Origin of the sequence: Sandarakinorhabdus sp. (genome assembly GCF_041689835.1) — a bacterium.
Classification (GTDB): Bacteria; Pseudomonadota; Alphaproteobacteria; order Sphingomonadales; family Sphingomonadaceae; genus Sandarakinorhabdus.
Genome location: NZ_JBDNFM010000022.1, coordinates 1 through 11535, shown reverse-complemented (window position 1 = coordinate 11535; position 11535 = coordinate 1). Strand labels below are relative to the sequence as shown.

The window sequence follows — 11535 nt, the reverse complement described above, 5'->3', positions numbered from 1 at the left end:
CGCGCTGCCTGGCTTGAGCATCACGTGCTGGTGTTCCCCGATCAGGCGCTGGGCGATGATGATCTGGAACGTTTCACGCTGGCGATGGGCGGTTTTGGCGAAGACCCGTTCATTGCACCGATCCCTGGCCGCCAGCACATCATCGCCGTGGCCCGCGCCACTGACGAGACCGCGCCGGTGTTTGCCGAAAACTGGCATACCGATTGGAGCTTTCAGGCGCGTCCGCCGGCCGGCACCTGCCTGTATGGCATCACCATCCCGCCAACCGGCGGCGACACGCTGTTTGCCAATCAGCATCTGGCGCTGAACACGATGCCCGCTGCCCTGCGCGCTCGCATCAAAGGGCTGACGGCCATCCATTCGGCGCAAAAAGCCTATGCGCCTGATGGGTTCTACGGCGCCGGCGACCCCAAAGGCCTTGGGGGCCGTTCGATGGACATCCGCCCTTCGGAAACCGCCCGCGCGGCGCAGGCGCATCCGTTCATCCGCAACCACCCCGAAACCGGGCGCGAAGGCCTGTTCGGCTGCCTGGGCTATATCATCGGCTTTGAGGGCATGGCCGAGGCCGAAGCGCTGCCGCTGCTGGCCGAACTGTATCACTGGCAGGGGCAGGAGCAGTTCCACTATCGCCACCGCTGGGCGCCGAACATGCTGGTGATGTGGGACAATCGTTCGGTGCTGCACGCCGCAACCGGCGGTTATCAGGGCCACGCAAGGCTGCTGCACCGCACGACCATCGCGGCGGCGGCTCAATAACGCGGGGTGCGGCCCCTGATCTTGTCAAAACCCGCCTTGATCGCGGCAAAGCGCAGATCGACGCCGCTTTCGAACTGATTGTCGGTGAAGATGTAGGGCCAGTCGCCTTCAATCCCTTCCACCACCAGTTCACCCACATACAGCGGATCGATGCCGTTCTGGATCGCCTGGGCGGCCATGGCGGCAAACTCCGACGGCAAGGCGGACGCATCGGGCAGCGCCACCTTGCCGGCGAGCCGTTCGGGCACGGCGCGGGCCGATTCCATGATGCGGGTGCGGATGAAGCCGGGGCACAGCACCGAAACGCCGATGCCCTTGGCCGCCAATTTGGGCCGCAGCCCCTCCGAAAGCGCGACCACGCCATATTTGGTGGCGTTGTAACCCGGTGCGACAGCGGCCACGAGCCCAGCCATCGACGCGGTGGAGACGATGTGGCCGCCTTCGCCGCCGGCCTTTCCGCCCGCCTCCATCAGCGGCCCGAAAATCTCGATGCCCCACACCACGCTCATCAGATTAACGCCGATTACCCATTCCCAGCCGGCATCGTTCCAGTCGCCATAATCGCCGCCGCCGCCTACCCCGGCGTTGTTGATCAGGATGTGTACCTTGCCAAAGCGTTCCATCGTGGCATCGGCGGCGCGCTGCAATTCGGCCTTGAGCGACACATCGGCACGGACACCCGCCACATCGGCATTGGTCGCCGACAGCCGTGCGACCTCGCGGGCGAGCGCCTCACCATCGATATCGGCCATCATCACCTTGACGCCCGCCTGCGCCAGCGCTTCGGCTATCCCCAGCCCGATGCCCGATGCTGCGCCCGTGACAAAGGCCACCTTGCCGACCAGAGTGTTCATGCTGCTTGCTCCTGTTGCGGCAGCAGAATAGGCCCGTTGCGCCCGCCGCCAACTGTCACAAGCAGCGGCGTCGCCGGCGCCGTCCCCACTTGAGCCGGGCGGGCAGAGGCCCTATCCTGCCGGCATGTTCATCCGTATCACCGACAGCGTTTCCGTGGCGCCGCAGATCGCGCCGGCCGACGTGGCAATTGCCGCGGCGCAGGGCTTTCGCACCATCGTCAACAACCGGCCGGACGGCGAGAGCCAGGACCAGCCGGCGGGCGCCGAAATTGAAGCCGCGTGCGTTGGCGCCGGACTCGATTATGCCTTCATCCCCATCGATCACACCGGGTTCAATCTTGATCAAGTGGCAGCGATGGCAGCAGCGCTCGCAGATGGGCCGGTGCTGGCGTTCTGCCGATCGGGCACGCGCAGCTGCAACCTGTGGGCGCTGGCCGCAGCCAAACAGGGCGCTGATCCGGCGGTGATCATCGCGGCGGCGAGCGAAGGCGGGTACAATGTTGCCGGGTTGATGCCAATGCTCAAGCAATTGGCTCCCGGCTGATGGACCGCATGGGGCTATTGTTGTTCTCGGTCATCGGTGTGGCCGTGCTCGTGCTGATGACGCGGGTGCTGGGCTTTTCGCGGCGTCCGCAGCTGGTCGATGCCGCGCTCGCTGCTCGGCTGGTGGCCGATGCGCTGCCGGGTTTTCGCGCGGCCGATACCGCGCTCAGCCGGGATGGCAGCGGCGCGCTGGTGGCGGGGCAGGATGGCCGCATCGCGCTGGTGCGCCCCTTTGGTGACCGGTTTGTGGTGCGGGCACTGGACGGGCCGATCGTGGCGCGCGCCGGAGGGCTGCTGCGGGTGCGGCCCGATGAAGCGATGTTCCCCGAAACCGCGCTTGATCTGGGTGAGGCTGCGGCCCTGCGCTGGGCGGGGCGGCTATGACCCTGCCAGCTGTGACTGTTCAAGACATCATCAGCGCCGATCCGGTGGCCATCGCCATCCCGGTTTTCGTCATCTGCATCATCGCCGAATTGCTGGCGGTGCGCATGGGCTGGCGCGGCCATTATGATTGGCGCGATACCGGCACCAGCCTTGCCATGGGCCTGGGCAACACCATCAGCGGCGCGTTGCTCGCCGGCACCGTGACCGGCCTCGCGCTGTGGCTGTGGCAACACCGGTTGTTCGACATTCCGGTGGCGTGGTGGAGCTTTGCGCTGTGTTTTGTGGTCGATGATTTCGCCTATTACTGGATTCACCGCGCTGGCCACCGTGTTCGCCTCGCGTGGGCGGCGCATGTGATCCACCATTCATCGCAGCATTATAATCTGTCCACCGCACTGCGGCAGACGTGGACCGGCCTGTTCGGGCTGACGTTCATCATCAAGCTGCCGCTGTTCCTGATCGGCTTCCCGCTCGAACTGGTGGCTTTTTGCGGCGGGCTTAATCTGGTTTATCAATTCTGGATTCACACCGAGGTGGTGGGCCGGATGCCGCGCTGGTTCGAAACGGTGATGAACACCCCGTCGCACCACCGGGTCCACCACGGCACCAATCCGCGCTATCTTGATCGTAATTATGCCGGAGTGTTCATCGTGTGGGACCGATTGTTCGGAACGTTCGAGCCCGAGCGCGCCGACGATCCGCCGCGCTATGGCATCGTGCGCAATCTGGGCACGTTCAATCCGTTGTGGGTGGCTTGCCACGAATGGGTGGGCATCGCGCGCGATCTGGCGCGCGCGCGCAGCCTGAAGGCGGCGTGGCTGGCCATTGCGGCACCGCCAGGGGCCGCATCCGGCGAAACTGCCGAGATTTTGCGCGCGCAGTGGCAGGCGGAAAACACTCCCTTATCCATTCCCGCTGAATGATCGGTCGCCGCCAGTTGCTGATCGGCGCTGGCGGGCTGGCCGCTGCGGGACTGGCCGGCCGCGCCTGGCACCAAGGCCTGCTGGGCGGTGACAATCCGGCGCTGCACGCGTGGGATGAATGGGCCAGCCAGCGCCAGGCCGGGGCGCTGAAACTGATCGGTGCCGGCGTGCTCGCGTCCAGCCCGCACAACACCCAGCCGTGGGCGTTTGCATTGGGGCGGCTGGGTGTTGATATCTTTGAAGTGCCGGGCCGCAATCTGGGCACGATGGATCCGTTTGGCCGCGAACGTCTGGCCGGGCTGGGCGGCGCCATTCACAACATGGCGCTGGCATCCACTGCGCTGGGCCGCGCGGCGCGGGTGCGGCTGCTGCCCGATGCCGAAAATCCGGGCCATGTTGCCCGTATCGTGCTTGGCCCGGATGGATCGGGGCCGCCGCCCCACCCGCTGCTGCCCTTCATTGCCCGCCGTCACACCCACCGCGGGCCATGGCGCGGCGGGCTGGTGGCCGAGGCAAAGCTGGCAGTACTGCTCGCCTTCCCGGCGTTTGCGGGCGTCAAGGTGGCGCTGTTCGGCGCGGGCAGCCCCGCAGGCCGGCGTTTTGCTGCTCTCACCGACGATGCCACCGCCGCCATCACCAGTGATGCCACCATGATGGCCGACAGCCACCGCTGGTTCCGCCACGACCACGGCGAAGCGCAGCGGCTGATGGACGGGGTCACACTGGCCACCTCTGGCGTATCGCCGTGGCTGGCCGCGGCCGGCGCCATGATGCCGGCGCAATCGGCCGCAAGCGAGGGCGCATACTGGCTGGCCGCCACGAGGGACACCCATCTGCCCACCGCCTCGTTGTTTGGCTTGATCCTGACGCAGCAGCCGCATGACCGGCGTTCGGCGTTGCTGATTGGCAGTGCGTGGCAGCGGCTGCACCTGAATGCGACTGCGGCGGGGCTGGTGGCACAGCCGCTCAACCAATTGCCTGAAATGATCGACCGTGAAGCGCAAATGCGTGCCGCGCCGCGCTTTGCCCGTGCTGCCGATGCGCTGCTGGATGATCCGGCATGGCGTCCCGGTTTCTGCTTTCGGCTGGGCATCGCCGATGCACCAGCCAACGCGGCACTGCGCCGCCCGGTCAGCGCCGTGCTCGGCCCGCCGGCGCGGCTCGCGTGGGAAATCGATCAATGGAAGGCCGCAGCGGGCGCTTTCTGATCGTCGTCAGGCGCGCACGAACACTTCGTTGTAATGGCGGCGGTTGGGGTCGTTGACGCTGGGGATCATGCCTTTTTCGGCGAGTCGGGCGAACAGGGTTTCGCGGGTAGTGCCGTTCTGGGCGAGGTTTGCGGGATCAACCCCGACGATGGGTTTTGGCAATCTGGGGTTCGCCCAAAAGCGGCATCAGCGCGTCGATCACCTGGTTTTCGTGGCCTTCCACGCCGATCTTGATGGTGATGCGGCGGCCATCGAACAGGCGCAGGAGGGCGCGAACTATCCGGCCTTTGCCGGGATGGCGCGAGGCGTTCGCATAGTTGGCAAACTGAGGTGGTCCCGTCTCCTTGAACGAGTGTTTTACGCTCAAGTCACCGGCACAAAACCGTTACAAGTCCAAAGTGCCAGCTTGTTGTCGGCGAGCACATAAGCCCGGCGCTCGGCCGCCGACAAATACGACAACGCCAGGGCCGGCACCTCGGTCATCCCGAGCATCTGCGCCGCCATGACCCGGCCGTGGCCAGCGATGATCTCGCCCTGCACCAGCACCAACCAGCACACTGGTCCCTACCCCCCGATTGCGCAGCGACGGCGGTGCGCCGACATCACGAGCGCTTGCGCCGCGCCCGTCAGTGCCTAAAGCTGATGGCAGGCGGGGGACGTGACGATGCGCAAGGGTTGGTGGCTTTTTCTGCTGGGGTTGGCGCTGGTGCTGGGCGGATCGTGGCAGGCCAGCCGCATCCAGACAGCCGGCGGCATCGCCATCCACGACATCCGCTTGCGCTCGCCCGCTGGCACACGGATGAGCGCGCTGCTGTATGTGCCGCGCGGCGCCACCGCAGCGACCCCGGCGCCGGGCATCCTGGCCGTACATGGCTATATCAACAGCCGCGAAACGCAGGACGGCTTTGCCATCGAATTCGCCCGGCGCGGCTATGTTGTGCTGGCGCTGGATCAAACCGGCCATGGTTATTCGGGCGGGCCGGCGTTTTCCGAAGGATTTGGCGGCCCGGCCGGGCTGGCTTACCTGCGCGCGCTGCGAATCGTGGACAAGGCCAACATCGGCCTGGAAGGCCACAGCATGGGCGGCTGGACGGTGCTGGCCGCAGCCGCTGCGATGCCGGATGGTTACCGCGCCATGGTGCTCGAAGGCTCCTCCACCGGCAAGCCGTTTGCCGCCGATGGCACGCCAATCTGGCCGCGCAACCTCGCGCTGGTGTTCAGCCGATACGACGAATTTTCGCAGGTCATGTGGGGCGTGGGCCGCGCGCAAGACGTCGCCAGCAGCCCCAAATTGCAAGCGTTGTTTGGCACCAGAACCATCACGCCCGGAACCATTTACGGCAGCATCGCCGACGGCAGCGCGCGGCGGTTGACCCAGCCCGTCACTACCCACCCCGGCGATCATTTCAGCCACGCCGCGATCGGTGATGCGCTGGATTGGTTCGGGCAGACGTTGGACGGCGGCACGCCGCTGCCGGCTGATGATCAGATCTGGCTGGGCAAGGAAGTGGCGACCGGCATCGCGCTGATCGGCTTTTTCGCGATTCTGGCCGGCAGCTTCGATCTGTTGCTGGCGCTGGCGCTGTTTGCGCCCCTGCGCCGCGCGCCGCCGGCCGGCGTGCCGGCACGCGATGCCCGCTGGTGGCGGCAGTTCGGCATGACCGCGCTGGTGCCAGCGATCACCTTCTTTCCCGCGTTCATCCTCGTCACGCTCGCGCTGCCGCCGTCGGCGTTGTTGCCGCAAACGGTGACGACGCAGGTGATGGTGTGGGCACTGATCAATGCCGGGCCGACCCTCCTGCAGCTGCGCTTCGGCCAATCCCAGCCGCCCGCCGCAGCCTCGCGCTGGCTGCTGTCTGCCCTGCTTGCACTGGCAACCACGGCCATTGGCTATGCCGTGCTGACGGCGATGGCGGCGTGGTTCACGGTCGATTTCCGTTTCTGGGTGGTCGCGCTGAAACCGCTCAGCCTCGATCAGTTCCGCATCGCGACGGTCTATCTGGTGCCAATCACGTTTGCGCAGGTGATCACACTGGCAGCGCTTGCGCGGCTGGCAGTGGCGGGTGATGGCTGGCTGATGCGCTATGGCGCGGCCCAACTGGCGCTGGCCGGGGGCTTTGTGCTGTTGCTGCTGGTGGATTACGGGCTGTTTTTTACCACCGGCCAGTTGCCGACAGCGTTTGATCCGCTCACCACGGTGATCGCCATTCAGTTCGTGCCCTTGCTCGCCATCATTGCCGCCATCGGCACCTTCACCTGGCGCCGCACCGGCAGCGCCGTGCCGGGGGGGCTGCTGTGCGGGCTGTTCGTCACCTGGTATGTCGTCGCCGGCACCGCCACGCAGGCCGGGTAGATGGGGTCACTCAACGCGAAGCGCCCGCGCTCCCGGTGGGTACCGATGCAAACTTCCAACGCCCTGTCGAATTGACCCACGCCGCCGGTTTGCCGGCGGCGTGGGTCTGGTCGTCGCCTCAATTGCTGGCGAGTTCGCTTGTCCGGCGGCGCGAGCGCAGTGTCGTGCCGACAGCGCCAAAGCCGAGGATCATCAGCGCCCAGCTCGTCGGCTCGGGAACCGCCCCGGCGACAACAGCTTCGGTGATTTCACCCGACAGCACGGGCAAGATCGCCAGATAGCCGTTGGTGCCATTAACCTCGCCCGGCGTTCCAGCGCCGATCCCGGGAGCGACGTTCATGCCGTGGATCACGATTTCGCGCAAATCCAGCGACGACAAGCCGGGGCCGAGTAGATCGGTCCGTCCAAAACCGCCGGTGAAAATCGACGAGTCGAGCAGATTGAACGTCTGACTGAAGTTGATGGTGCCATCCTGATCCGGATCGATGTTACCGAAATCGATGATGATCGGGCCATATTTGAGCAGCCCCTCGGCCAGTTCGATAAAGCCGTCACCGTCGGCGTCCTGCGCCAGCGTCGGCGTGGTCGAATTGACCGGACTGCCACTGGTGCCATTGGAAAACAGCCCATGGATGTGCGCGAGGTGCGGGCCACCAGCCTGAAGGCCGGTTGCCATGATCTGCACGAACAGGCTTGTCGCGCCCGGATTCAGCGTGAGCATGGCAGTGCCACTGGCACCTTGACCGTTAATCTGGGTAAAATTGGTTGTGTAATTCTGGGTGGCATGAACGGCCGATGCGCTTTGCGACATCAATCCGCAGGCGAGCACAGCCGGAACGATCGCGGCTCGGCCCGCGCGGTGCAGCATGGATTTCAACATGATCAATTCCCTTGATTTGGTGGAGCCAGGGCAGGACGCCCCTCAGGTGAACCGCCTGCAACCGATGTTGTTCCACCGTGGATTTGCGCTGCCGCGGCAGGGCCGGCAGTATAAGCCGGGACCAAAGGCCAAATTGGGGGACTGGGCATGATACTGGTGGTGGGGGCGACCGGGCGGCTGGGAAGGGTGGTGACGGCGGGATTGATTGCAGGCGGGCACCGGGTGCGGGCCGGGTGCCGCCAGCCGGGCAATGCAAACGATCTGGCCGCGCTGGGCGCAGAAATCGTCCCGATCGTTCTGCGCGAACCGCAATCACTGGAAGCCTTCGTGCGGGAACGGCGAGGGTAACGCCGGGCTAGAGCCAGAACCGCACGCCGGTGCGCACCGACCAGCCGCCGGGATCCTCGCCAGCCGCGCGCGCCAGCCGCGAGGATTCGCCAAGCCGGCGTTCGAACATCACCGCCACATACGGCGCCACGCGGCGGGTGATTTCATAGCGAGTCAGCACGCCGACCTCGATGATCGCCGGGCCGGGCGCGATCAGGCGTTCGGGCACCCGGGTGAGATAGATATCGGTTTCAAATAGCGGCTGCACCACAAGCCGGTTGGTCATCCGCAGATCGAACGACTGGCGCAGCCGCAGCAGCACATCGCCCTTGAAGCCGAAAAACGCATGCGCCTCGGTTTCAAAAAACAGCGGCGAAAGGCCCTGCACTCCGACCACGGCATAGGTGCGCGCATCAGGGGCAATATCGTGGCGCAGGCCCACCTGCGCATCGAAGAAGGTCGCGATGTTGCGGCTGAACAGCGCCTGGAACTCGCTTTGCTCCAAACGCGGCCCCTTGGTTTCGCCTTCGCTGCGCCACCAGAATTTGTTTTTGTCGCCGCCAACCCAGCCCTGAACCTCCCAGTTCGCCACCCACTTGCCGTCAAAGCGGGTGATGTCGGCTTCTTCGACCAGCGTGAAATTGTTGATGGCATCGCCGTGGCCGTGGCTTTCGCGGGCAAACGCCGGAGCAGCCAGCAGCACTGCGATCAGCGCCGCGCGCCTCAATGGACATGCCCCGCCGCCGGCGCAGCTTTGCCGTCGGGCCCCAGCACATTGGCCACCACCAACTTGCCCATCATGCCGCTGTTCATGTGATAGAGCAGATGGCAGTGCAGCGGCCATTCGCCGGCTTCATTGGCGGTCAGGATGATCGATTGCGTGCGGCCCGGCGCCACCACGACGACGTTCTTTTCCGGCATCAGGCCCGCTGCCTGGCCGTTTTCCACTTCGAAGAACATGCCGTGCAGGTGCATCGGGTGCGCCATCATGGTTTCGTTGATGAACGTCACCCGCACGCGCTCGCCGAACTTCACGTCGATCGGCGGGCCTTCGCCGAACTTGTGACCGTTCAATGTCCAGATGTAGCGTTCCATGTTGCCTTGCAGCCGCACGATGATTTCGCGCGTCGGCGCCGCAGCGTTGGCCCTGGGATTGAGCGCCGCCAGATCGCGCATCGACAGCACCCGCGCCCCGTAAGGCGCGCCGGTGGCCCAGCCGAACACCCGGCCGCTGCCATCAGTATCGCCTTCCTTGCCCAGCACCGGCATGTTCATGCCCGGCATGTTGCTGTGGTCCATCCCCGCCATCGGATCGCGGCCATAGCCATAATCGACCACCGGAAACGGCGTGCCTCCATCGGGTTTTGCAGCCAGCGCCACGGCGGTACCGACACGCGGGCCAGCATTGGGACCAGCGGGGCCGGCCGCCTTGGGCGTGCAGTGGCCCATCGCGGCATGTTCGGGCAGGCAGTCAGGGTCGGATGCAGCCGCCTTCATTGCAGCCGGAGCCTTGGGGGTGCAATGGCCCATGGCGGCATGTTCGGGCGGGCAGTCAGGATCAGCCGGCACGGCAGCCGTCATCGCCGCGGCGCCCTTGGAGGTGCAGTGCCCCATCGCCGCATGTTCCGGCGCACAATCGGGGTCTTTGGCCGAACTGGCCATCGCCCCGGCAGCAGGCGCCGGGCCGCCCACCTTGCAGTGCCCCATCGCGGCATGTTCGGCGCTGCAGGCCTCGCCTGCGGCCGGCATCGAATGGCCCATCTCCGCCAGCATCAATATCTGTTTGGGCCGCGGTGCTGGCGCCGTCACGGTCAATGCCGGATCACTGGTCAGCCGCCCGAGCACGCTCACCCGGCGATCGAGCGTTTCCACCCACAGCGCATGAGCCCCGGCCGCCGGCTCCACGATCACGTCGTAGGTTTCGGCCACGCCAATGCGAAACTCGTCCACCGTCACCGGCTGCACAGGCCGGCCATCGGCAGCGACGATGGTCATCGCCACGCCCGGGATACGCACATCCATGAAACTCATCGCCGAACCGTTGATGAAACGCAGGCGCACGCGCTGCCCGGGGGTGAAGGCCAGGGTGGGCTGCGCCGCCGTTGGCTTGCCGTGCATCAGCAGCGCATATCCCGAAACATCGGCGATGTCGGTCGCGTCCATCCGCATCTCGCCCCACACTCGCCGCTCGGCCATTGTGGCCTGCATCCCGAACTTCTTTGCGTCGCGCATCAGTTCCGGCAGCGTGCGCTTGTTCCAGTTGTAATATCCGGAATCGCTCTTCAGATTTCTCTGCACCCGGTTCGGGTCTTCGCGCGTGTGGTCCGATAGCAGAATCACATGTTCCACATCCGAAACAATCGGGTCGGCGCCCGCCGGCGCGATAATCAGCGCGCCATATTGTCCGGCCTGTTCCTGGCCGCCGCTATGAGCGTGGTACCAATAGGTGCCGCTTTGGCGGATGCGGATACGGTAGCTGTAGGTTTCGCCCGGCGCGATGCCGGCAAAGCCGTTGAACCCCGGCGCGCCATCATACGCCCCGTCCACCAGCAGCCCGTGCCAGTGGATGGATGTGGTGCTGGCCAGCTTGTTGGTGACGCGCACCACAGCCTCCTCGCCTTCCTTGAAACGCAAGGTGGGGCCGGGCACGCTGCCGTTGATGGCGATCACATTGTCGGTGCGGCCGGGCACGACCTGCAGCCGCGCGCGTTCCACCACCAGATCATAGGTGCCGGCCAAAGCGGGCGATGGCGCCAGCGCCGGCAACAGAAGGCCCAAAGCAAGAAGGAAAATTCGCATCATCATCAGGCTCCGTGCACCGCAAGCATCCAGAACGCCATTGCGATCATTGTCACATTCTCCAGCAGCGACACAAAACCCAAGGGCACGTTGCTGCCGCCGCCAACACAGGCGCAGGTCAGGCTGCGCCGCTCGATATACACCGCCTTGATCACCGACACCGCGCCCACCGAACCGATGAACAGCGCGATGCCCGATGCCAGCCACACCAACTGGCCCGACAGCATCAGCACCCCCGCCGCCGCTTCGGCCCAGGCATAGACATACGCATAAGGCAGCCACGCCCGCGCCAGCAGATCATAGCCAATGAACCCGGTGACAAAGCCTTCGATATCCTTGAGTTTCAGGAACGCCAGCAGGCACATCGCGATGCCAACGAACCATTCGGCCGCGTACAGGGTGAACGGCGTGCCCATGGTCGCCATGCTCAGCGCCAAAGCCGCCGCCGCCGCCATGCCAAACAGTGCGATCACCAGGCGATAACTGATGGCCTTGGGATCGTGCAGCT

At 65.5% G+C, this 11535-nt stretch carries 15 protein-coding genes; 7 read left to right on the top strand and 8 right to left on the bottom strand.

Going from position 1 to position 11535, the window contains the following annotated elements:
- Positions 1-756, top strand: a 756-nt coding sequence (locus ACESL8_RS01030; protein ID WP_372914999.1) for a TauD/TfdA dioxygenase family protein, incomplete at its 5' end; no start/stop codon positions are given.
- Here ACESL8_RS01030 and ACESL8_RS01025 read toward each other — a convergent pair.
- Positions 750-1610, bottom strand: a complete 861-nt coding sequence (locus ACESL8_RS01025) for an SDR family NAD(P)-dependent oxidoreductase (RefSeq protein WP_372914997.1) — start codon at positions 1608-1610, stop codon at positions 750-752. The two genes, ACESL8_RS01030 and ACESL8_RS01025, sit on opposite strands and share 7 nt — an antisense overlap.
- 124 nt (positions 1611-1734) lie before the next feature.
- Between ACESL8_RS01025 and ACESL8_RS01020 the strand changes: the two genes are divergently transcribed.
- Genes ACESL8_RS01020 through ACESL8_RS01005 form a run of 4 tightly spaced genes read left to right on the top strand, consistent with a single transcriptional unit; the run spans position 1735 to position 4668 of the window.
- The gene (locus tag ACESL8_RS01020) at positions 1735-2154 is read left to right on the top strand and encodes a TIGR01244 family sulfur transferase (protein ID WP_372914995.1); all 420 of its coding nucleotides are present in this window, start codon (positions 1735-1737) and stop codon (positions 2152-2154) included.
- Positions 2154-2537 (top strand): hypothetical protein, encoded by a 384-nt coding sequence (locus ACESL8_RS01015; RefSeq protein ID WP_372914993.1) that lies wholly within the window; start codon positions 2154-2156, stop codon positions 2535-2537. Before ACESL8_RS01020 ends, ACESL8_RS01015 begins: the two co-directional genes overlap by 1 nt.
- Positions 2534-3460: a sterol desaturase family protein gene (locus ACESL8_RS01010; protein WP_372914991.1), complete on the top strand. Its 927-nt coding sequence runs from the start codon at positions 2534-2536 to the stop codon at positions 3458-3460. The genes ACESL8_RS01015 and ACESL8_RS01010 overlap by 4 nt, the downstream gene beginning before the upstream one ends.
- On the top strand, positions 3457-4668 hold the full coding sequence (locus ACESL8_RS01005; RefSeq protein ID WP_372914989.1) for a hypothetical protein: 1212 nt from the start codon (positions 3457-3459) through the stop codon (positions 4666-4668). Before ACESL8_RS01010 ends, ACESL8_RS01005 begins: the two co-directional genes overlap by 4 nt.
- Before the next feature lie 6 nt (positions 4669-4674).
- On the opposite strand, the gene ACESL8_RS01000 is transcribed toward ACESL8_RS01005, so the two are convergent.
- The 3 genes from ACESL8_RS01000 to ACESL8_RS00990 are packed head-to-tail and all read right to left on the bottom strand — an operon-like array spanning position 4675 to position 5226.
- Positions 4675-4830 (bottom strand): hypothetical protein, encoded by a 156-nt coding sequence (locus tag ACESL8_RS01000; protein ID WP_372914987.1) that lies wholly within the window; start codon positions 4828-4830, stop codon positions 4675-4677.
- Entirely contained in the window at positions 4805-5035 is a 231-nt protein-coding gene (locus ACESL8_RS00995; protein ID WP_372914985.1) for a hypothetical protein, read from the bottom strand. The genes ACESL8_RS01000 and ACESL8_RS00995 overlap by 26 nt, the downstream gene beginning before the upstream one ends.
- Entirely contained in the window at positions 5032-5226 is a 195-nt protein-coding gene (locus ACESL8_RS00990) for a hypothetical protein (RefSeq protein ID WP_372914982.1), read from the bottom strand. Before ACESL8_RS00990 ends, ACESL8_RS00995 begins: the two co-directional genes overlap by 4 nt.
- Positions 5227-5332: 106 nt before the next feature.
- Between ACESL8_RS00990 and ACESL8_RS00985 the strand changes: the two genes are divergently transcribed.
- The gene (locus ACESL8_RS00985; RefSeq protein WP_372915001.1) at positions 5333-7021 is read left to right on the top strand and encodes an alpha/beta hydrolase family protein; all 1689 of its coding nucleotides are present in this window, start codon (positions 5333-5335) and stop codon (positions 7019-7021) included.
- A 118-nt stretch (positions 7022-7139) separates the two neighbouring features.
- On the opposite strand, the gene ACESL8_RS00980 is transcribed toward ACESL8_RS00985, so the two are convergent.
- Positions 7140-7901 carry a PEPxxWA-CTERM sorting domain-containing protein gene (locus ACESL8_RS00980; RefSeq protein ID WP_372914980.1) on the bottom strand — a complete coding sequence of 254 codons (762 nt, stop codon included), beginning with the start codon at positions 7899-7901 and terminating at the stop codon, positions 7140-7142.
- Between the two features lie 147 nt (positions 7902-8048).
- Between ACESL8_RS00980 and ACESL8_RS00975 the strand changes: the two genes are divergently transcribed.
- Positions 8049-8249 carry an NmrA family NAD(P)-binding protein gene (locus ACESL8_RS00975; protein ID WP_372914978.1) on the top strand — a complete coding sequence of 67 codons (201 nt, stop codon included), beginning with the start codon at positions 8049-8051 and terminating at the stop codon, positions 8247-8249.
- A gap of 7 nt (positions 8250-8256) precedes the next feature.
- Here ACESL8_RS00975 and ACESL8_RS00970 read toward each other — a convergent pair whose 3' ends face one another.
- The 3 genes from ACESL8_RS00970 to ACESL8_RS00960 all read right to left on the bottom strand — a co-directional run.
- Positions 8257-8955: a copper resistance protein B gene (locus ACESL8_RS00970; RefSeq protein ID WP_372914976.1), complete on the bottom strand. Its 699-nt coding sequence runs from the start codon at positions 8953-8955 to the stop codon at positions 8257-8259.
- Positions 8952-11033 (bottom strand): multicopper oxidase domain-containing protein, encoded by a 2082-nt coding sequence (locus tag ACESL8_RS00965; protein ID WP_372914974.1) that lies wholly within the window; start codon positions 11031-11033, stop codon positions 8952-8954. Before ACESL8_RS00965 ends, ACESL8_RS00970 begins: the two co-directional genes overlap by 4 nt.
- Positions 11033-11535: MauE/DoxX family redox-associated membrane protein (locus tag ACESL8_RS00960; protein WP_372914972.1), on the bottom strand; the 503-nt coding region annotated here is incomplete at its 5' end. The genes ACESL8_RS00960 and ACESL8_RS00965, both read right to left, overlap by 1 nt.